The sequence below is a fragment of the Kribbella sp. NPDC043289 genome (genome assembly GCF_056436705.1).
Map to the genome: position 1 here is coordinate 245,732 of NZ_JBWKCB010000005.1, position 20,615 is coordinate 266,346.

Annotated in this window: 23 protein-coding genes; 5 read left to right on the forward strand and 18 right to left on the reverse strand. The window is 69.6% G+C overall.

Features of this window, described 5'->3' with window-relative positions; genetic code table 11:
- Positions 1-62: 62 nt before the first annotated feature.
- Both metG and rsmI read right to left on the reverse strand, forming a co-directional pair.
- Positions 63-1,628 carry a methionine--tRNA ligase gene (metG, locus tag AC0662_RS28860; protein ID WP_478304525.1) on the reverse strand — a complete coding sequence of 522 codons (1,566 nt, stop codon included), beginning with the start codon at positions 1,626-1,628 and terminating at the stop codon, positions 63-65.
- 22 nt (positions 1,629-1,650) lie between these two features.
- The gene (gene rsmI / locus AC0662_RS28865) at positions 1,651-2,490 is read right to left on the reverse strand and encodes a 16S rRNA (cytidine(1402)-2'-O)-methyltransferase (RefSeq protein WP_478304527.1); all 840 of its coding nucleotides are present in this window, start codon (positions 2,488-2,490) and stop codon (positions 1,651-1,653) included.
- A gap of 195 nt (positions 2,491-2,685) precedes the next feature.
- On the opposite strand from rsmI, the gene AC0662_RS28870 reads away from it, so the two are divergent.
- Positions 2,686-4,248: a dolichyl-phosphate-mannose--protein mannosyltransferase gene (locus AC0662_RS28870; RefSeq protein ID WP_452197091.1), complete on the forward strand. Its 1,563-nt coding sequence runs from the start codon at positions 2,686-2,688 to the stop codon at positions 4,246-4,248.
- On the opposite strand, the gene AC0662_RS28875 is transcribed toward AC0662_RS28870, so the two are convergent.
- The 16 genes from AC0662_RS28875 to AC0662_RS28950 form a co-directional block, all read right to left on the reverse strand.
- Positions 4,232-4,684 (reverse strand): GNAT family N-acetyltransferase, encoded by a 453-nt coding sequence (locus AC0662_RS28875; protein ID WP_478304529.1) that lies wholly within the window; start codon positions 4,682-4,684, stop codon positions 4,232-4,234. The genes AC0662_RS28870 and AC0662_RS28875 overlap by 17 nt on opposite strands.
- A gap of 75 nt (positions 4,685-4,759) precedes the next feature.
- Complete coding sequence (locus AC0662_RS28880) at positions 4,760-5,446, reverse strand: DUF1707 SHOCT-like domain-containing protein (RefSeq protein WP_478304531.1); 687 nt, start codon at positions 5,444-5,446, stop codon at positions 4,760-4,762.
- Between the two features lie 63 nt (positions 5,447-5,509).
- Complete coding sequence (locus tag AC0662_RS28885; RefSeq protein WP_478304533.1) at positions 5,510-6,757, reverse strand: MFS transporter; 1,248 nt, start codon at positions 6,755-6,757, stop codon at positions 5,510-5,512.
- Complete coding sequence (locus AC0662_RS28890; protein ID WP_452197056.1) at positions 6,754-7,563, reverse strand: Rossmann-like domain-containing protein; 810 nt, start codon at positions 7,561-7,563, stop codon at positions 6,754-6,756. Before AC0662_RS28890 ends, AC0662_RS28885 begins: the two co-directional genes overlap by 4 nt.
- Entirely contained in the window at positions 7,560-7,976 is a 417-nt protein-coding gene (locus tag AC0662_RS28895) for a phytanoyl-CoA dioxygenase family protein (RefSeq protein WP_478304991.1), read from the reverse strand. Before AC0662_RS28895 ends, AC0662_RS28890 begins: the two co-directional genes overlap by 4 nt.
- A complete protein-coding gene (locus AC0662_RS28900) occupies positions 7,877-8,152 on the reverse strand; it encodes a hypothetical protein (protein ID WP_478304536.1) in 276 nt (91 codons plus the stop codon). Before AC0662_RS28900 ends, AC0662_RS28895 begins: the two co-directional genes overlap by 100 nt.
- A 9-nt stretch (positions 8,153-8,161) precedes the next feature.
- On the reverse strand, positions 8,162-9,220 hold the full coding sequence (locus AC0662_RS28905; RefSeq protein WP_478304538.1) for a pyridoxal-phosphate dependent enzyme: 1,059 nt from the start codon (positions 9,218-9,220) through the stop codon (positions 8,162-8,164).
- Positions 9,217-10,755, reverse strand: coding sequence for an ABC transporter ATP-binding protein (locus tag AC0662_RS28910; RefSeq protein WP_478304540.1), 1,539 nt, complete (start codon positions 10,753-10,755; stop codon positions 9,217-9,219). The genes AC0662_RS28905 and AC0662_RS28910 overlap by 4 nt, the downstream gene beginning before the upstream one ends.
- Positions 10,752-11,561 carry an ABC transporter permease gene (locus AC0662_RS28915; protein ID WP_452197052.1) on the reverse strand — a complete coding sequence of 270 codons (810 nt, stop codon included), beginning with the start codon at positions 11,559-11,561 and terminating at the stop codon, positions 10,752-10,754. Before AC0662_RS28915 ends, AC0662_RS28910 begins: the two co-directional genes overlap by 4 nt.
- On the reverse strand, positions 11,558-12,496 hold the full coding sequence (locus AC0662_RS28920; RefSeq protein WP_478304542.1) for an ABC transporter permease: 939 nt from the start codon (positions 12,494-12,496) through the stop codon (positions 11,558-11,560). The genes AC0662_RS28915 and AC0662_RS28920 overlap by 4 nt, the downstream gene beginning before the upstream one ends.
- Positions 12,497-14,023: an ABC transporter substrate-binding protein gene (locus AC0662_RS28925; protein ID WP_478304544.1), complete on the reverse strand. Its 1,527-nt coding sequence runs from the start codon at positions 14,021-14,023 to the stop codon at positions 12,497-12,499.
- 147 nt (positions 14,024-14,170) lie between these two features.
- Positions 14,171-14,653, reverse strand: coding sequence for a MarR family winged helix-turn-helix transcriptional regulator (locus AC0662_RS28930; RefSeq protein WP_452197049.1), 483 nt, complete (start codon positions 14,651-14,653; stop codon positions 14,171-14,173).
- 43 nt (positions 14,654-14,696) lie between these two features.
- Entirely contained in the window at positions 14,697-15,686 is a 990-nt protein-coding gene (locus AC0662_RS28935) for a CopD family protein (RefSeq protein ID WP_478304547.1), read from the reverse strand.
- Positions 15,683-16,195 (reverse strand): copper resistance CopC family protein, encoded by a 513-nt coding sequence (locus tag AC0662_RS28940; RefSeq protein ID WP_478304549.1) that lies wholly within the window; start codon positions 16,193-16,195, stop codon positions 15,683-15,685. Before AC0662_RS28940 ends, AC0662_RS28935 begins: the two co-directional genes overlap by 4 nt.
- A 2-nt stretch (positions 16,196-16,197) precedes the next feature.
- Positions 16,198-16,884 (reverse strand): YcnI family copper-binding membrane protein, encoded by a 687-nt coding sequence (locus AC0662_RS28945; RefSeq protein WP_478304551.1) that lies wholly within the window; start codon positions 16,882-16,884, stop codon positions 16,198-16,200.
- Between the two features lie 46 nt (positions 16,885-16,930).
- Complete coding sequence (locus AC0662_RS28950) at positions 16,931-17,458, reverse strand: hypothetical protein (protein WP_478304553.1); 528 nt, start codon at positions 17,456-17,458, stop codon at positions 16,931-16,933.
- A 137-nt stretch (positions 17,459-17,595) separates the two neighbouring features.
- Between AC0662_RS28950 and AC0662_RS28955 the strand changes: the two genes are divergently transcribed.
- From AC0662_RS28955 to AC0662_RS28970, 4 genes are all read left to right on the forward strand, one after another.
- Positions 17,596-18,129, forward strand: coding sequence for a SigE family RNA polymerase sigma factor (locus tag AC0662_RS28955; protein WP_478304555.1), 534 nt, complete (start codon positions 17,596-17,598; stop codon positions 18,127-18,129).
- Complete coding sequence (locus AC0662_RS28960; protein WP_452197043.1) at positions 18,126-18,914, forward strand: hypothetical protein; 789 nt, start codon at positions 18,126-18,128, stop codon at positions 18,912-18,914. The genes AC0662_RS28955 and AC0662_RS28960 overlap by 4 nt, the downstream gene beginning before the upstream one ends.
- Before the next feature lie 19 nt (positions 18,915-18,933).
- Positions 18,934-19,770 carry an ROK family protein gene (locus AC0662_RS28965; RefSeq protein ID WP_478304558.1) on the forward strand — a complete coding sequence of 279 codons (837 nt, stop codon included), beginning with the start codon at positions 18,934-18,936 and terminating at the stop codon, positions 19,768-19,770.
- A 124-nt stretch (positions 19,771-19,894) separates the two neighbouring features.
- Complete coding sequence (locus tag AC0662_RS28970; RefSeq protein ID WP_478304560.1) at positions 19,895-20,557, forward strand: pentapeptide repeat-containing protein; 663 nt, start codon at positions 19,895-19,897, stop codon at positions 20,555-20,557.
- The last annotated feature ends 58 nt before the right edge of the window (positions 20,558-20,615 follow it).

Genomic DNA, 20,615 nt, shown 5'->3' on the forward strand with positions numbered 1-20,615 from the left:
CCCGAGAAAGTATCTCTCAAGAGAGTATCACTGCTGATACTATCTCCAGAGATACCAATATCTCAGGCCTCTTCCAGGCGGGGGAACAGCGGGTCGCCCTTGGTGATGGTGGACCCGGCCGGTAGCTGACCCCACGTGCCGGCGTCCTGGACGCGCTGGTCGGCCAGGGCGCCGAGCTTGTCCTCCGCGCCGAGCAGCTCCCAGAGCTTCGCAGACGTCTTCGGCATCGTCGGGTTGTGCAGTACGGCGACCCCGCGCAGTACCTCGGCGGCGGAGTACAGGATCGTCGCCAGCCGGTCGCGCCGGGACTCGTCCTTCGCGACCTTCCACGGCTCCTGCTCGGTGACGTACCCGTTCACGGCGCCGACCAGTTCGTTCACCGCGGTCAGCGCGTCCTGGAACGCCAGTGTGTCGATCGCCTTGTCCGCGGTCGCCACCGTCTGCGCGAGCTTGTCCGCCAGCGCCTGCTCGGCCGGTCCGTGGTCGGTCGGCTCCGGCAGCGCGCCGTCGAAGTACTTGCCGACCATCGCGGCGATCCGGCTGGCCAGGTTCCCGAGGCCGTTCGCGAGCTCCGAGGTGTAGACCGCGCTCAGGTGCTCCCAGGAGAACGAGCCGTCCGAGCCGAACTGGATCGTCCGGAGGAAGTAGTACCGGAACGCGTCCGAGCCGAAGTGGTCGGTGATCTCGTGCGGCGCGATCGCGGTCAGCTTCGACTTGCTCATCTTCTCGCCGCCGACCAGCAGCCAGCCGTGCGCGAACACCTGCTTCGGTACGGCGACCCCGGCCGCCATCAGCATCGCCGGCCAGATCACCGCGTGGAACCGCAGGATGTCCTTCCCGACCAGGTGCACGTCGACAGGCCACAGCTCCTCGAACCGCTCCGGGTCGGTGCCGTAGCCCGCGGCCGTCACGTAGTTCAGCAGCGCGTCGATCCACACGTAGAGGACGTGGTCCTCGTCCCACGGGACCGGGATCCCCCAGTCGAACGTCGACCGGGTGATCGACAGGTCCTGCAGTCCCTGCTTCACGAACGCGACCACCTCGTTGCGCGCGCTCGACGGCGCCACGAAGTCGGGCTGGCCGTCGTACAGCTCCAGCAGCTTGTCGGCGTACGCCGAGAGCCGGAAGAAGTAGTTCGTCTCCGAAACCGTCTCCAGCTCGGTGCCGTGGATGATGCAGCGCTGCGTGCCGTCGGAGTCGGTGCGGATGTCCGTGGGGAGCTTGAACTCCTCGCAACCGACGCAGTACAGGCCCTCGTACTCGCCCTTGTAGACGTCGCCCTTGTCGTACAGCGTCTGCCAGAACTCGCGGACCCGCTCGGTGTGCCGCTGCTCGGTGGTCCGGATGAAGTCGTCGTACGCGATGTCGACGTCGGCCCAGGCCGGCTTCCAGGACTCCTCGACCAGCTTGTCCGTCCACGCCTGCGGAGACATGCCCTGCGCCTCGGCGCTCCGCATCACCTTCTCGCCGTGCTCGTCGGTACCCGTCAGGTACCACTTGCGCTCACCGCGTTGGGCGTGCCAACGGGTCAGGACGTCCCCGGCCACCGTCGTGTAGGCGCTGCCGATGTGCGGCGGGGCCGTGACGTAGTAGATCGGGGTGGTGACGTAATAGGCCTTCTCGGACATGCGTAAAGGGTAATGCCCCGGGCTAACCCGGATTCCGCGCGGCCAGGACCGCGTCGTACACCGTTCGTTTCGGCACGTTGAAGCGCTTCGCGACGTCGGCGATCGCCTGCTTGCGCGGCGTACCGGCGTCCTCGTCGGTGGCGACCTCGCGGGCCAGCTCCTCCGGGGTGAGCACCCGGGTCGGGTCCGCGCCGGCGACCACGATCGTGATCTCGCCACGGACGCCGTCCGCGGACCAGGTCACCAGGTCACTCAGCGGACCGCGTTTCACCTCTTCGTACGTCTTGGTCAGCTCGCGGCAGACCGCCGTACGCCGGTCTGCGCCGAACGCGTCCCGCATCGCCTCGAGGGACGCGGTCAACCGGTGCGGCGCCTCGAAGAAGACCATCGTCCGCGGTTCGTCCTTGAGGTCCGCGAGCCGCCGCCCGCGCTCGCCCGGCTTCCGCGGCAGGAACCCCTCGAACGTGAACCGGTCCACCGGCAGCCCGCTCAGCGCCACCGCCGTCAGCACCGCCGACGGCCCCGGTACGGCGGTCACCTCGACCTCGGCCTCGATCGCGGCCGCCACCAGCCGGTACCCCGGGTCCGACACGCTCGGCATCCCCGCGTCGGTCACCACCACCACGGTCTGCCCGTCGACGAGCGCCTGCAGCAACTCCGGCGTCCGCTCCCGCTCGTTCCCCTCGAAGTAGCTGACCACCCGCCCACTCAACTGGATCGCCAACTCCCCCGTCAACCGCCGCAACCGCCGCGTATCCTCCGCGGCCACCACGTCCGCCTCCCCCAACACCCGCCCCAACCGCGGCGAAGCATCCAGCACATCCCCAATAGGAGTCCCCGCAAGCACCAATCGCCCGGTCACCAGGCCATCATCCCAGCCCTCAGGACCGACACGGGGAGGCGGTGGTACCCGGGCGTCCGTACGATGGCGGGCGTGGCTGCTGTGATCGAGGACGGGACTGCGCGGCGGAGTGCTGCCGGCGAGGAGCGGGAGACGCTCGGCCGGGACGTGCTCGGGAGACGGCTGCCGCCGCTCAAGGAGCGGTTGTACCCGGCGATGCCGAAGGACTTCGACGGTGGCTGGATCGCCACGCTGGTGATCACCGTGCTGGCCGGCGTCCTGCGGTTCTGGAACCTCGGCAACCCGGTGAAGTTCGTCTTCGACGAGACGTACTACGCCAAGGACGCGTTCAGCCTGCTGAAGTACGGCTACGCGCGGCAGTTCATCGACCAGCCCGAGGGAGCCGCCGACAAGGCGATCCTGAGCGGCAACCTGGACGTCTTCAAGCCGACCCCGAGCCTGACCGTGCACCCCGAGGTCGGCAAGTGGATGATCGCGGCCGGTGAGCAGCTCTTCGGGATGAACACGTTCGGCTGGCGGTTCATGCCGGCCCTGTTCGGCACGCTGACCGTGCTGCTGCTGATCCGCACCGTCCGCCGGATGACCCGCTCGACCCTGATCGGCGCGATCGCGGGACTACTGCTCGCGGTCGACGGCCTGCACTTCGTGATGTCCCGGGTCGCGCTGCTGGACATCTTCCTGGCGTTCTGGCTGGTCGCCGCCGTCTCCTGCCTGGTCGCCGACCGTGACTGGACCCGCCGCCGGCACGCGGACACCCTGGACACGCCGGTCGCGGACGGTAGCCGCCGTACCCTCGGTCGCTGGCTGCTGATCCGGCCGTGGCGGATCACCGCCGGGATCTGCTTCGGGCTGGCGCTCGGCACCAAGTGGTCGGCGGTCTGGACGCTCGCTGCGTTCGGCGTGCTCGCGTTCGCGTGGGACTTCGGGGCGCGGCGTGCGCTCGGCGTCCGGTTCGCGTTCGTGAAGTCGGCGCTGGTCGACGGCATCCCGGCGTTCATCAGCCTGGTGCTGGTCGCCGGGGTCACGTACGTCGCGACGTGGACCGGCTGGCTGCTGCACGACAACGCCTATGACCACAACTGGGCCGCGAGCAACCCGGCACACGGCGTGATGAAGGTGGTCCCCGACGACTTCCGGTCGCTGATCGAGTACCACAAGGAAGTGCTCGCGTTCCACACCGGCGACTACATCAAGCACGCCACCCACCCGTACCAGTCGAACCCGGCCGGCTGGCCGATCATCGCCCGCCCGATCGGCTTCGACGCGGTCAACGACATCAAACCCGGTACGCCGGGCTGCAACGCACCGGCCGGAACCAACTGCCTGCAGGTGATCTCTGCCCTCGGTACGCCGTTGCTCTGGTGGGGCGGTGCGCTCGCGCTGATCGCGGCGCTGGTGCTGTGGATCGGCACGCGCGACTGGCGGTTCGGCGTACCGATCGTGGGGTTCGTGACGTGTTGGGTGCCGTGGTTCGCGTTCGACGACAGACCGATCTTCTTCTTCTACGCGGTCACGATGATCCCGTTCACCGTGATGGCGCTAGCGCTGATCCTCGGCAAGGTCCTCGGCCCGGCGCGCGCCGCGGTCGGTTCGGCGATCAGTACGGCGTCACCGCGCCGGCTGATCGGCAGCGCGGTGGTCGGCGCGTTCGTGGTCCTCGTGGTGCTGAACTTCGCCTACATCTGGCCGATCCTGACCGACCAGGTGCTGCCGCATCCGGCCTGGCTCAGCCGCATGTGGTTCAAGTCCTGGATCTAGGCGCGTACGCCACGGTCGCGAACGGCCAGCGGGTCGCCAGCCAGTCGCTGACGGCGTCGTACAGGACGATGTCCAGATCGGCGCGGTCGGCACGGACCCACGAGCGGACGTCGGTGACGGCCGGGTCCTTGCGCGACGGGTAGATGTACAGGCAGCCGATCACGTCGCCGTCGGTCTCGAGGACCGTGTAGGTGAACCCGCGGCGCGCGGCGAAGTCGTCCGCGTGCCGCTGGAGATCACCGAGATTCGCCTCGGGCGTCATCCCGTCGACGGGCGGCCAGCTGCCGCCGAACCCTGGCGTCGAGCGGATGTGCTCGATGCTGGTGGTCCAGGCGGCGTGGTCGGGAACGTTGTGCTCAGGACCCAGCGGTTCGAGCCGGAACCGTGGCGTGACCAGCTCGCGCGGGACGTCGAAGTCAGCGGGGACGAAGGACATAGCCGCAGGCTACGGGCAGCCTCCCCCAGCCGCACCGCAATTCTTCAGTGCCCCGCCCACCGCACTCACCGCATTTCAGTGCAACTCGTGGTGGCCCTTGTTCTTGCGGTTCTTGCCGTGGCGCTTGAACGACGACTGGCCGCCGACGCCGCCGAACAGGGCCAGCCCCTTGATCACCACGGTCGGCGCGTTCGGGTCCGGGTCGTCGGAGCCGTGAGCGGCGAACCCGCCGAAGATCCCGATCCCCTCGTTGCGCACCGTCACGCCCTCGGGCACCGTGATGTCGATCCCGCCGAACACGGCGAACGCGTAGATCGTCACCTCGCGGCCCTCGAAGACCGCGTCGGTCATGTCCAGGTCGTGCCCGCCGAACACCGCGACCGCGTTGGTCCGCCGCTTCACCCGCCAGCGGCCCTTCCGCTCCCCGCCACCGAAGATCGCCAGCATCGTGTCGAAGCTCTGGTTCGGGTCGGCCGGCTCCTCGATCGGCACCAGGCTGCTGGACGCCGCCGGCTGGACCGGCTGGACCGCTCTGGCCGCCGCCGGCATCGCCTGCCCGGGCACGACGAGGTCGCGGGTGATCGGCTCCAGCTCGCCGAGGGTCTTGGCCTGCAACGCCTGCTCGAGGCGATCGGCGTGCTCGTCCTGCGACAGCCGGCCCGACATCAGCGCGTCCCGCAGTACGTCGACGACCTGGTCGCGATCGACATCGGACGCCCGCAGGTGCGCGTGCGGATGCGGGCGGTCGGGCAGATTCTCCATAAGAGGAAACGATATATCGAGTTCAGGCCCGGGAGGACTCCGGTAAGACCCCGATCCCGACCCTTACCGCAGGTCGGGTGCCGGCGCGACCTTGTGGTGGTGAACGCGCAGTGCGCAGAGCATCGCGACGAGTGTGAGGCCGGCGAACGTGATCGCCGTACCGGTGTAGCCGCCGAGGCCGAGGCCCAGTCCGCCGATCGCGGCGCCGAGGAAGGTCCCGAGGCTCATGCCGGCCGCGTTCACGCTCAGGGCCGAGCCGCGGAGGTCACCGCTGCGGCGGACCAGCAAGGTGGTGACGCAGGCGGCGACGGTCGCATGACCGGCGCCCATCAGGGCGGTGAAGAGCAGCGTCAACGGAAGCGACGGCGAGAAGTAGAACGCGGACACCGCGATCAGGGCGACCGTGATCCCGACGAGCAGCATCTTCTCCGGGCTGATCCAGGGACGCTCGGTCGCGATGTAGCGGCCGGCCAGCAGGTTGCCGAGGAAGAACGACGCACCACTGAGCGACCAGACCAGCGCGAACCAGCCCGGGGCGAGGTCGAACTTCTCGTCGTAGAAGGCGGCGAGGTAGGCGAGGTACCCCATGAAGGCCGCGGTCCGGAGCATCGCGACGGCGAGCAGCGGGAGCGCACCGGGGACGCGGGCGAGTTCCCGGTACGTCGCGAGGTAGCTCGTCCGCTGCCTGTTGCTGATCGGCGCCTGCCGTCCCCGCCCGCGCCAGAAGAAGGCCGCGGACAACGCGAGCGAGACCACCGCAGCCGCCAGCAGGTTTCCGCGCCAACCCCAGATCAGCCCCGGCCCGGCGAGCACCGGGGCCGCCAGCATCGCCATCGCCGAGGTCGTCGCCGACACCAACGTCGCCGCACGCCCGGCCGCGGCCGGCGACCTGAACCGGTCCGCCGCGGCCGCTCCGATCGACGGCGCGAGGATCGACGTCGAAGCCCCGATCAGCAAGCAGAACGCGGCCAGCGCGAACACGTTGCCCACCGCCCCCAACGCTGCGGAAACTCCCAGCAACGCCAGCCCGCCGGCGGCCACCAGTTCACGCGACACCCGGTCCATCAGCGGCGCCAGCGACACCCCCACCGCCAGCGCCGCGAGGCCGCCCAGTCCACGCAGTCCACCGATCTCGGCGACGCTCCCGCCGGCCGCGTCCGCGATCGGCACCAGGTACATCCCGAACACCGTGAACGGGATCAGACTCACCGTGGACGCGATCAGGAACGGCCACAACCGCTTGGCCATCCGGAAGTCTCCGGGAACCTCGGCCGGGCGCGCGGCGAGGGCTGGGTTCTGCGAGGTGCTCATCTGTCCGTCCTGTAGCGATAGAGGCTGCTCGGGCGGGAGCTGAACTGGGAGAAGGGGAACGGTTCGGCCGACAATGCGGTGACGCCGGAGCCGAGGAAGGCACGGGCCACCGCACTGCCGGTCTGGGCGTAGATCGCGAGCGGCTTCGCTTGCTCACGGCAACGGGTGAGGAGTACGTCGAAGCTGCCGTTGGACAGTGTCATCCCCGTGGCGACGACCGCGTCGGCGGCATCGATCACCTCGGTCATGTCCTGGGAGACGGGAAGCCCGGACGCGGTCTCACGGAGGTTGAAGTCGCACGGGAGGCAGATGCCGCCGCGGTCCGTGATCGCGTCGACGAGCGGGTTCACCACGCCGATCAATGCCACTTTGGTGCCGTTGGCAACATCAAGCAGCCCTGCCACCGCGGCGTCACGGGCCCGGGCGCGAACATCCGGCGTACCGGCGGGGAGGACGATCTCCTCCGCGGCCGGCGCGGTGTGATGCGGCTCGACCGCGGCCAGGTAGGCGTCGAGCGCGGCGATCCGGACCGGGAGCGGTTCGTCGGCGGACAGTACGTCGGCCAGCGTCCGCCCGGAGGTGTCGGCGCAGTACGCCGGATCGAGCTCGCCAGCCTCGAACGAGCAGGCACCGAAGACCTCACCCACCCGGAGCAGCACGTAGTAGTTCCGGTAGGTGACGTCGGCGCCGGGCAGCCGCGTCGTGTGATGCAACCAGAAAGCGCTGGTGACACTGAGGTCTGCCGGTGAAGGACCGTACGAACCGGCGAGAACAGATGCGGTGAGGTCAGCCACGGAAGCGGTCATGGCAGATCGGCCAGCCTTTCGGGGTTATAGGGCAGGGCGGACAACTCGGGACGTCCCGTGGGCTGGAAGCAGTACAGCAAGGAGCCCCGGTCGGTCGCCGTGCGGTTCGGCGCCGAGCGGTGCACCATCAACCCCGGGAACATGAGGACCGAACCCGCCGGCGCTTCCACCGTCACCGCGCGGGTCTCGTCGACCACCGTTGGATCCGCCAGCAATCCGGTCGGATCCAGCGGATCACGCCGTACCGGGCCTTCGGACGGGCTGCCGGGGATCAGCGTCATCGCCCCGTTCGCGACCGTGTTGTCGTCGAGCATCACGATCGCGGTCGCGATGTCGTACGCCGCCGCGCCACAGCAGCCGTACCAGTACGGGAAGTCCTGGTGCCACGCGAACTCGGACCCGACGGCTCCCAGTGGATCGTGGTCCCGCGCACCGTCTCCAGCCGGTGCCCGTCCGGCCAGATGTTCACCGTCGTCTCGCCGGCTTCAGCCGCGGACACGACCTCCGCGTGCACCTGCTCGGCCACATCCCGCAGCCGGTCCACTTCGGTTGCCGTGAACAACTCCGGCAGCAGCACGTACCCACTCACGGCCTCATCTTAATGCGACGGAGTCGCAGATGGAAACTCTTCGTGCCGAGTCCGGGCGGAGTCGCGCCGGTCCCACGACATCGCCGACCACGGGACCGCGAGCTCGTCCAGCGAGTCGATCTCCCGCGGCCGCATCGACGCCATCGGCCGCGCCTCGGCATGCCGGGCGAACGCGGACTCGACGTACCGCGTGCCTGTATCCGCGGCCAGGAACACGTGCCGGCGGCCGCGGTCACAGTTGTGCTCCCACAGCGCCGACAGGTACGCCGCGCCCGCGGACAGTCCCGCGAAAACACCGGACGTCCGGAGCAGATCCACCGCCGCCGACATCGCGTATTCGAACGACACCCAGTGCAGCCGGTCGTACAGCTCGTGGCGCACGTTCCGGAACTCGATCGAGCTCCCGATGCCGGCGATGATCATCTCCGGATCCTGCGTGTGCCCGGCCCCGAACGTGACACTCCCGAACGGCTGGACGCCGACCAGGTTCACGTCCCGTCCGCGGTCCCGCAGGTACGCCGCGATCGCGCCCGTCGACGCGCCGGTCCCCACTCCACCGACCAGACACAGCGGGCCGGTCGGCACCACGTCGGCCACGAGATCCGCGACCGCGCGGTATCCGAGGTAGTGGATGTCGTCGTGATACTGCTGCATCCAGTGGTACGTCGGGTTGTCGCGGAGGATCTCGCCGATCCGGCGGACCCGGAGGTTCTGGTCCAGCTGCAGGTTGTTCGACGACGGCACCTGCTCGACGGTCGCGCCGAGGATCTCCAGCTGGATCTTCAGCGTCCGGTCGACCGTGGTGGAGCCGACGATGTGGCACTTCATCCCGTACCGGTGGCAGGCCAGCGCGAGCGCGTGCGCGTAGATCCCGCTCGAGCTGTCGATCAGCGTGTCACCCGGCCGGACCCTCCCGGTCTCCAGCAGGTGCCGGACCGCGCCGAGCGCGGAGTACACCTTCATCGTCTCGAACCGCAGGCAGATCAGGTCGTCGCCGGCCTCGGACCGGACCCGGATCGGGTCGGGATCCTTGATGGCCTCCGCCAGGTGGTCGTGCAGTCGCGTCATCGGCGCGGTTCGCTCCTTGAGTCGAGGGATAGCACGGGCGGAGGTTTGTGGGTGCTGAGCTGGGCGGCTGCTACGAGCTGCCGGGTCAGTGCGTGTTGAGGCGCGGTTGTGAGGGTCGCGGGCGGACCTTGCTCGACAACGTGGCCGTCGTCGAGGACCAGGACCTCGTCGGCGACGGCGGCGACCAGGCCGAGGTCGTGGCCGATCCAGATCAGGGCCGTCCCGCGGCTCTTCAACTCACTCAGCAGGTCGAGCACCAGCGCCGTCCCGCGGTCGTCGAGCGCTGTGGTGATCTCGTCGCAGATCAGTACGTCGGGATTCGCGAGGACGGCCCGCGCGAGAGCGGCCCGTTGCAGCTCACCGCCGGACAGCCGGCTCGGTGGACGCGCCGCGGTGATCGCCGCGACACCGAGACGGGCGAGCGTGGCGACGGCCTCGGCGTGCGCCCGGTCCGGAGCGAGCGCGCGCAGGCGTTGCGCCGTACGGGCGACTTGCTGGTCGACGGGGCGGCGTTCGTCGAAGGAGCCGCGGACTTCCTGCCAGACGTACTGGACGCGGCGGTGCTGCTCGCGGGTGCGTTTGCGGAGAACCGGAAGCGGAGCGCCGTCGAGCAAGATGGTGCCCGTCCGGCGCTCGTGCAGACCCGCGAGGCAGCGAGCCAGGGTGGTCTTGCCGCTGCCGGAACGGCCGACGACGCCGAGGCAGGCGCCGGCTGGGACCGCGAGGCCGACGTCGCGCAGGAAGACATCGCGACCGCGCGGCCGCAGCGAAGCTGACAAGTTCATTGCCTCTAGCAACGGGTGTCGGTCGCCGGAGGTTCCCAGCACGGCATGTTCCGGCGCGGGCGGGAGGACATCGGCAGTGCCTGCGGCGACGACCTGGCCGGCGTCGAGGACGACGACGCGCGTGGCCAGCGCGCGCACCAGGTCGAGATCGTGACTGAGCAGCAAGATTCCCAGGCCAGTGGCCGCGAGGTCCCTGAGCTCGTGGACGAGTTGGAGTCGGGTGATCGAATCGAGGCCGGTGCTCGGTTCGTCGAGCACGAGTACGTCGGGCCTGCACGTCAGCGCCTGCGCGAGCGCGACCCGCTGCCGCTGACCACCCGAGAACTGATGCGGAAAGCGTTTGAGAGTGCCGCGGTCACCGGGCAACTGGGCGGCACGGACCGCCTCGTCCGGTTCGCCGGCGTGGAGTTTCGCCAGCTCGCGCAACGTCGTACCGATCCGGCGTGCAGGATTCAGAGCACTGCCCGGATGTTGTGGCATGTACGCCACCACACGTCCAAGCATCCGGGCCGCGGCCGGGGTCACGCCGTTGCCATCGACAACTGCTTCGCCCGCGACCTCGACATGACCGGTCAGGCGTACGCCGTCGCCGTGGTCACCAAGCAGCGCCAGCGCCGACGTGGTCTTGCCGGACCCGGACGCACCGACGAGCGCCGTGACCTCACCCGCGACGACCTCGAAGAACACACCGTCCACGAGGAAGGTCTCGCCCGCGGTCGCGGTCAGTTTGTCCACTCGCACCAGGCTCATGAGGCCACCTCGACCAGACGACGGGACCTGTGCACCAGACGATCAGCGAGGAGGTTGAAACCGAGGGTGAACGAGACGAGCAGCAGTGCGGGAGCGAGGACCGACCAGGGTTGGAGGAGGAGACCTTCGCGGTTGCGGGACACGCTGACCGCCCAGTCCGGCGCGGTCGGGCTGAGTCCCAGTCCGAGGAAGTTCACCGACGCGACGAGGAAGACCGCGAGGGTGATGCGGGTGCCGAGATCTGCCGCGACCGGGCCCAGGACCGAGCGTCCGACGTACCCGATGTGGATCGCGAACCAGGACTCGCGCTGCATGCGCAGGGCTTCGACCACCGGGCCGCTGGCCGCGTCCAGCGCCGCGGCGCGGACGAGGCGCGCGACGGTCGGGACGTTCACCATCGCCACGGCGGCCGTGATCGCGAGCGCGGACGCCTGCCAGCCGACGGCGACCACGCTGATCACCAGCAGGGACGGCACCGGCAGCAGTACGTCGAGGGGTCGCATCAATCCTTCGTCCAGCCAGCGATGGCGGGTCGATGCCGCGATCAGCCCGATCGCTCCGCCGACTAGGTAGGCGATCAGCACGGCTCCGAAGGCCATCCCCAACGCCGTGCGCCCGCCTACCAGCAGCAGTCCGACGACGTCCCGGCCCAACCCGTCCGTCCCCAGCAGGCCTTCGGGCGAGTACGGCAGCCCCTCTCCCCCGTCGTACGGCGCCAGCGGCCCGAGCACCGCCACTCCCAGCGGCACCAGAACCAGTACGACCGACACACCGACCGCGATCCGTTCACGCAGCGACGGGGTCATCGGAGGAGGGCCGTTCGCGGGACGAGTCGGTTGCAGGTGAGGTCGGCCGCCAGGTTGATGAGCAGAGCGGCCACGGCGAGAGTCAGCGTGAGGGCTTGCACCACTGGGAGGTCGCGAGTCTCCACGCCGTCCACGAGAGCGGTGGCGAAGCCCGGGATCGCGAAGATGGCCTCCACAACGAGGACCCCTCCCAGGAGCGTGTCGCCGGTCCGGGCCAGCTCCTGAACACCGGGTACGGCGGCGTTCGGCAGGACGTGACGCAGCAGCAGCTGGCGCCGCGGAACACCGAGCCGGCGGGCCTGGGCGACATACTCGGCGTTCAAGGCGGAGATCGTGCCGGCGCGGACCTGGCGGGACAGCAGGCAGACCGTCCGGCCCAGGAGAACGGCGACCGGAAGGACCAGCAGGACCGGCGAAGCGAGCAGGTTGCCGCCGACCCAGGTCGCCGGGAGCCAACCGAGCTTCAGTGCGAAGACCGCGACCAGCACTACCGCGATCACGAAGTCCGGGATGGCGGACAGCGCCAGCGTGACCGAGGTGATCGCACGATCGATCCGGCCGTTCTCACGGGTTCCCATGACGATGCCCAGGGCAACAGCCAGCGGAACCACGACGGCGAGCGTCGCCAGCGTGAGCACCAGCGTCGCGCCGATCGAGCTGCGCACGATGCCCGCGACCGGTCCCCCGCTGATCAACGACGTCCCCAGATTGCCGCTCAGCACGTTGCCCATCCAGTGCACGAATCGTTCCGGCGCCGGTTGATCCAGCCCGAGCTCGGCCCGCAGCCGCGCGACCTGATCGGGCGTCAGCGTCTCGGTGAACCGCAGCTCGGCCGCGTCCCCCGGCAGGAGCGACGTCAGCACGAACACCAGCACCGAGAGCACAACCAACTGAACCACCGCGAGCAGTGCCCGCTGGACGGCGTACGACCGCATTCAGGCCAGCCACACCTTGTCGAACCGGCCCTGGTCCAGCGTGTTCGGCGGCGCCGCCTGCACACCCTGCACCTTCGCCGACACCGCCACCAGGTAATCGGGCAACCCCCACGCGAGGATCCCGCCCTCGTCCCGCAGCGTCTTCTGCAGTACGCCGTACTTCGCCGACCGCTGCTCCTCGGACGTCACCGCCCGCGCCGCCGCGAACGCCGCGTCGAACCCCGGCCGCCGCCAATGCGTCACGTTGAACGGCGACTGCGACAGCAGCCGATCGGTGACGTACTGCGGGATCGGCATCGCACCGGAGCGATGGTTGCCGATCGCCCCCTTCGTCAACAGGTCCTTCGCGTAGGTCTGCGGGCTCCCGGTCGTCACCTTCAGGCGCACGCCCGCCTCCGCGACCTGCTCCGCGAACAACGTCGCCGCCTCCACGAACCCGGCCGAGGCGTCCGCGGTGAAGATCTCCACTTGCTTCCCGACCAGACCGGCCTTCGCGAGCAACGACTTCGCCCGGTCGACATCGCGCTCGCGCTGCGGCAGCTCGGCCGGGTAGTACTGATACCCCTTGCCGAACAGGTCGTTCCCGACCGCGCCGCGACCGGCGAGCACAACGTCGACCAGCCGCTGCCGGTCCGCGAGCAGTTTGAAGGCCAACCGCACGTCCGGGTTGTCGAACGGGGGTTGGTCGACCTTCATCACGAACGCCTGCATCGTGCTCGCCTTCGCCGCCACGATCCGCACCGTCTTCCCGGCCTCGGCGGTCCGCGCGAACGTCGCGGTCATGTCGTTGGCGTACTCCGCCTGGCCGCCCTGGACCGCGTTGGCGCGCGCCTCCGAGTCGGCCGACAGGATCTGCAGCTCCTCGATCCGCGCGGGCTCGTCCCAGTAGTCGTCGTACCGCGAGGCAACCATCGACCGCCCGGCCTCGAAGGACACGTAGCGGAAGGCGCCGGTGCCGACGGGCTTGGCCGGGTCCTTGAACCCGTTGCGCACGATCTGCGTGCCGATCCCGGCCAGCAGCGCGGGGAACTCGGTGTTCGCCGCGGTCAGTACGAGCTCGACCGCCGACGCACCGATCGCCTTGCTGCGCTTGAGATCCAGCGTCGCGAGCGACGACTGCGCGACCCGCTCGGGTACGGCGGGATCCGCGATCCGCGCGAGGCTGGACAGCACGTCCTCGGCGGTCAGCTTCGCGCCGTCGTGGAACGTCGCGTCCCGCAGCGTGAACCGCCACGTGGTCGCCGTACCGTCGTGGTCCCACTTCGACGCGAGCCGCGGGACCGGCTTCAGGTCCGGGCCGAGCTCGACCAGCTTCTCGTAGATCGCCTTGTGCCGCGCGATGTCCACGAACAGGCTCTGCACGTGCGGATCGAGCACTTCCTTCGCGCCACCACCGGCATACACCGCGCGCAACCGCCCGCCCTGCTGGGGTTGGGCGGCCGCATCCGCCCCACACCCGGTGACGGCGGCCAGCCCAGCAGCCCCGGCCAGCCCCAGAAACCCACGCCTACCCCAAGCCTCGGACACGCGACAATCCTCACGTTAGTGAAAACGATTGTCAAATCCAGCGCGCATCCGAACCCGACTCGAATCATTCTTTCGGCACGCTCCACCCCGCCGCTCCGCGTGACGGCGTGTCACCACCCAACTACCGGCGAGTACCGGGAGTGACCGCTACTCGTCGCAGTCCGCGGGGGTGCAGGTGGCGGGGAGGTCGTCGGCGATGCGGGTGAGGAGGGTGGTGAGTTGGGTCTGCTCGGCCGGGGTGAGGCGGTCGAAGAAGAAGGTGCGGACGGCGGCGACGTGGTCCGGAGCGGCGGCGTCGATGGCTTTGCGGCCCAGCTCGGTCAGGCGGACCATCGAGCCACGGGCGTCGTCGGTGCACTCCTCGCGGCAGACCAGACCGCGCTTCTCCATCCGGCTGACCTGGTGCGACAGGCGGCTGCGTTCCCAACCGACGGAGCGGCCGAGGTCACGCGTCCGGAGGACTCCGTCGACGGCCTCGGACAACGGGTGCAGCAGGGCGTAGTCGGCGCCGGACAGGCCCGAATTGGTGATCATCCGCGCCTCGAGCGCGCGCATCAGTTCCCGATGCGTGTCCCGGTACGACTGCCACAGTCGCGCCTCCCGCTCGTCCAGCCACCGCGGTTGCGTCATTTACCCAGTGTACGGGCGTCTGTTGACATGTCACCGAGTCACGTCACGGCGTGCGCGACAGCGCGACCGCCAGCCCGATCGTCGCTCCCATGACCACGAGTTCCAGAACCGCAAGGCGCCGGAACGCGCCCGCATCCCCGTCCGCCAACCGCAGCAGGGTGTACTGGCGGTGCTGCCACCCGATGAAAACCAGAGTTGCGAACGCCAGGGTCTTCCCGAGCACCAGAACGCCGTACCCGCTGGTCACCCACTGGGTGATCAGGCCCCAGCCGTCCGCTCGCCCACCGAGGTGGATCTCGGCCGTCAGCAGACCCGTCAGCCCGACCGTCACCGTGCACACGAGAGCGAGCGTGCTGAACACCTCGACCGCCTGCGGTGACCGGGCATACCGCAGTACGGCGCCCAGCCCACCGACCCACACGACGACCGCCACGACGTGGATCACGAGTGACGTGGTCGCGAGCACCGACCAGAGACTCGTGCGCTCGATGGCCCCGTGCCCCGTCAGCAGTGGACCAATCAGCGCGGCGACGGTCAGCACCGCGGCGAACCGTGCACCACGCAACGTCTTGAGGCCGGACAGCACAACGGCCAGTACGGCGGTGAGTACGACGGCGACCGCGAGCGCTCGGACCTGGGGCAACTGTCCCGCCGGTGACGCGTGTTCGGCGAGATGCGACAGCGGGATGCCGAGGATCACCGTCGCGGTCGCGACCAGACCGCCGATACTCGCGACGGCCCACACGCCCGCAGCCAGTGCGGCGTCCTGACAGGCCCGAATCGCTTTGTCACCGAGCTTTCCGTCCTTCGCGGGCAGGAACAGCACGACAGCCAGTACGGCGCCCCCGGTCGCCACCGCGGCGACGTCCGCGAGGATCCGCAGTACCGGAACCGCCCAGGAGATGCCGAGGCCGGCGCCGAGCAACCCGTCCGCCGGCCGCGTCGGGGCACCGCCGGCGGCGAGCAGGCCGAGCACCATCACAACGATGCCGGCGGCAACCATCCCGGGCAGGACCAGGCGGCTGCGGGTCATGAGGCGGGTCGGCGACGGACGATGACCACCGCCAGGGCGACGACCACCAGCATCACCAGGCACATCGCGACGATCGTGACGGTGTTGGAGCTGCTGTCCTGCGGGGTCGTCGGCGGGGTGCCGGCCGGTTCGGTCGCGGGGTGGCCGGCGTGCGTGACGGTGAACGAACCGGAGACGGTGATCGGGTGGCCGTCGGCCGAGACCACGCGGGCGTCGACGACGTACTTGCCGGCCTCGATCATCGCGCCGACCGGCTGGGTGACCGTGTTGTCGACCACCTGGACGTCACCGTTCGCGACGTTCTTGCCGCTCGGCGAGTTCACCTGCACCTGCGTCCCGTTGGCGCCGACGGGCTCGTTGAAGGTCAGGACCACCTTGGTCGGCGGCGCGGCCATCGACGAACCGTCGGTCGGCGTCATCGACTCGAGCTTGGCGTGCGCCGCCGCCACGCCGGTGGAAACCACCAGCGCGGCGAACGACGCCACCAGTACTGCGATCAGTCGGCGCACGACTACTTCCCGGACTCCGCCGCGGCCGGCTTGCGCGGACGCAGACCGAACCCGAGACCGAGCAATCCGACCAGCAGGCCGGCGCCACCGAGCCAGCGCGCGAGCGAGTCCGACGTACCTTCGGACGCAGCTGCCGCGACCGGCGTGACCGCGGCCGTCAGCTTCAGCGTCGGCGCGGGGTGCTCAGGCTCGTCGGCCCCGTCCTTGGCGACATCAGCCCATTTCACCACCTCACCGTCGCTGTACGTCTGGTCCGCCGGGAAGCTCAGCGCGTCGACGCCTTCGGGCAACTTGCCGACCGACAGCGCGAACTCGTCGAAGTCGTTCGGCGGGATGCCGCCCGCGGTCGCGGTCCAGGTGACCGTGGTGATCGCCTTGGTCAGCGTCACGTCGCCGACCTTCACCGCCGCCGGGAGCTTCTGTTCCGTCTTCTCGACCTTCCACCCGTCCTTCACCTGCGCACCGACGTGCGCGAACGGGTGGTCGGTGGGCAGCGAAACGACGAGCTTCGTCGTACTGGTGTTGTCGGACTCGGTCGGCACGCGGAACACCAGCTTCGCGTACCCACCGGGCTTGGCGTCCGGTGACGACACCGTCACGTGGGCAGACGCCGAGCTCGCGGCACCGATCACCACGAGCGCGGACGCCGCGACGATCGCACCAGCGCGCAGCACGAATCTCTTGGGCATGAGAGAACCTTTCAAGGCATACGAGTAGTCCGGCCCGTGGGCCGGTTCAGACAGCTGGGAGCACTCGTACGCCGGGAGGCCCGCGCCCGGAGACACTCGAACCGAGCCGCGACCCGGCCGGGGTCCAGGGCGAGAGGAAGCCGTGAACAGCGGGGGCGAGGTGCAGCACAGGCCGCAGTACCGGCAGCTCCGGGAGCAGCCGGGCGAACACCTTCCGTACCCGCAGGATCCACCGGTGCGCGCGGCTGATCGCGAGGACGGCCGCCAGCAGCACGCCCAGGTGCGTCGCGGTCATCAACAGGCTGCCTCCGATACCGGGAGACATCCCGTGATGCATGCTCGCGGCATCGAGCGTCACGTGCACGAACAGCTGCACCACGGCCAGGACGAGGGCCGTCAGCAACCGCTCGTCCGCGAGGTGCTCTCCCAGCAGCCAGCACACCGCGGCCAGCGCAGCCAACGGAGGCACCACGACGAGCGGAACTCCACCACCCCCGACGAGCACATGACCGAGCACCGCAACCGCGACGCTCAGCGCCGCGACCACGGGCGTGGCCCTGCCCTCGGTCGGCATCACAGTCCCCTCGCTCCAGTCACTCTACGGACAAGAGCGGACAACCGTTCCCGCATTCCACAGATCTGACCGCGAATCCATGCAACCGTTTGACGTGTTCAGCACGTTTGCCTCGGCATGACTGGGGAGAGCCGCGGGTGAGACCGGAGACCGAGCAGGACTACGTCGAGTTCGTGACACACCATGCCGACGCTCTGTGCCGGACCGCTTACCTGTTGTGCGGGGACTGGCGCCGGGCCGAGGACGCCACCCAGGAGGCGCTGATCCGGATGTACCGGAGCTGGGGCCGGATCCAGCGCAAGGGCGCGATCGGCGCGTACGCCCGGAAGGTCGTCGTCTCGACCACCCTCGATGCCCTGCGCCGGAAATCCAGCCAGGAAGTGGTCAGCGACGGCGAGTACTTCGTCAACGAGCCCGACCGCTCCAACTCACTCGGCGACGTGGAGAACCGGCTGGTGATCACCAAGGCCCTCGCCGAACTACCGCCCCGGCAGCGCGCGTGCGTCGTACTCCGGTACTTCGACGAACTGTCCGTCGACGAGACCGCGATCGCCCTCGACTGCCGTCCCGGCACGGTCAAGAGCCAGACGCTGCGCGCACTGGAGAAACTGCGCGCGCATCCGGCCCTCGCCGAGCTCTCCGACCTGGCTGGAATGAAGGGAGCGCGATGACCGGCGAACTGAAGGACCTGATGGAGCGCGCCTCCGACCGGCCGGCGACCTTCGCCCCGGATGTCACGGAGCTCGTCGCCACGGGACGGCACCGGACCCGGGTACGCCGCCTCGCGATGACCGCCGCCACAGCCGCCACAGCCGCCACCGCGGTGGTCGCCGTACTGCTGGTCGGCCGGATCGGCGGCGCACAGTCCGCGCCCCAGCCGGCGACCACGCCTACGGTGTCCCGCCCCGCCGCGATCACCGACCTGTGTGCGAAGTCCAACGACTACTTCCGGACCGTGAACAACGACGTCTGGCGCGTGCGGGTGGTGACGCAGTGGACCGACAAGGTGGTCGAGGTGAGCGACCTCGACGGTGCGATGACGGTCCGCCGGTCCCCGGACGGGAAGCAGTACGCGTACTGCGTGGCCGGCGTACCGATGTTCGGGAAGCCGGTGGGCGGGTTCGGGGCGACGCTGCTCAACGTCGGCATCATCACCCGCGAGTACCAGATCCAGCGGTACTGGAGCATGGGCTGCGGTGACAAGCCGGTCGACCGCGACCACAACGTCGATGGGCGAGTGTGCAGCGGGGTGCGCTACAGCTACGCGGGCCGGGTGCCGGAGGGAGTCACCCGGATCGCGTTCAGCGGCCTCGGGCAGCAAGGTGACGCCACGATCAAGGACGGCTACTGGGTGCACCGCGTGTACACGCCGAGCATCCTGCTGGGCAACAGCGACCCGATCTCCATCACCATGTACGACGCGTCCGGGAAGCCTGTGTTCCGGGAGGAGTACTGACTGCTGCGATGATGTGCGGATGGACGTAGCGGTGCTGGAGATCGGGGGAAGTCACGTCACGGCGGCCGTGGTGGCGCCGGAATCGTGGGACGTGACCGAGGTGGATCGGGTGCAGCTCGAGTCCCAGGCGGCCGCCGAGGTGGTGGTCGAGCAACTCGCACAGGCGGCCCGGAAGTTGCCGCTGGCAAACGGGCTCGCGGTCGCGCTGCCGGGGCCGTTCGATTTCGAGACCGGGGTGGCCTGGTACCGCGCCCAGGGCAAGTTCGACCAGCTGTACGGCTTCAACCTGGGCGAAGCGCTGGCCAAGGAACTCGGGATCGACCGGTTGCTGTTCATGAACGACGCGGAGGCGTTCGCCGTCGGTGAATGGACCGCGGGCGAGGTCCGCGGCGCCGAACGCTGCGTCGGCGTCACGATCGGCACCGGCATCGGTACGGCGTTCCTCGCCGACGGGCGGGTGATCCGCGAGGGCGACACCGTCCCGCCGGGCGGTGAGCTGTACAAGACGACGTACGCCGGGAAGCCGCTGGAGGACTCGATCTCGGCGCGGGCGATCCTGCGCCGGTACGCCGAGCGGACCGGGACGGAGGCGCCGGGCGTGAAGGAGATCGCCGACCAGGCCCGCGCCGGCGAGACCGCCGCGCAGGAGGTGCTGACCGCCTGCTTCACGGACCTGGCCGCCGCGCTCGGACCGTGGATCGAGCGTTTCTGGGTGACGCGCACCGTCCTCGGCGGCTCGATCTCCGGTGCCTTCGACCTGATCGCCGCGGCCCTGCCGTTCCCCGCGTCCCCGACCCACGACACCGAACGCTCCGCCCTGGTCGGCGCCGCCGCCCACTACCTGCGCAGCGTTTGACGGACCGCCAGGCCATCACAATCCCCCAGACCTCACCCGCCCCCGCGCGCGGCGGCGGCGGAGCCGCGATTGTGATGGCCTGGCGATCCGCCTTCTGTCCACGTCGCCCGCTACGGTCGGTGGCGTGAAGATCGCCGTACCGCGCCTGCGGGCCCAGCTCGAGACCGCGCTCCCGGACGAGATCGAGGACGAGGAGCGGTTGCTCGACCTCGGGCTCGAGGACGTGGACCTGAGCGATCTGGAGGCCGAGCACGTCGAGGTGAGCGGGTGCCGGCTGACCCGGTGCAAGCTGGCCGGGTCCGACCTGGAGAAGCTGATCGTGGTCGACACCGAGCTGGCCCAGTGCGATATCGCGAACGCTCGCTGGTCGGACGCGGCGCTCACCCGGGTCGCGATCACGGCGTCCCGGATGATCGGGTTCGCCGGATCCGGGGCGACGTTCCAGCACGTGACGGTCCGCGACACCGTGCTCGACTTCGGCTCGTTCCGGTTCGCGAAGTTCCACAAGGTCGAGCTCACCGACTGCCGGTTGCAGAACGCCGACTTCGTCTCCGCCGATCTGACCGGGGCGGTGTTCCGGCGCTGCGACCTGTCCGGAGTCGAGTTCTCCCAGGTCAAGGCCACCAAGGCGGTGTTCGTGGACTGCACCTGGGACGGCGCGAAGGGACTGGCCTCGCTGGCCGGCGCGACCGTCGCGGCGGCCTCCCCGATCGACACGCTGGCCTTCACCAGCGCGGTCACCGTCGCGACCGGGATCACGCTCGCGCACCCGGACGATCTCGCCTGACGAGCGCTGGGCGTGAGCCTGCCCACGCCGAAGCCGGCCCGGCCGGATCGCCCATTAG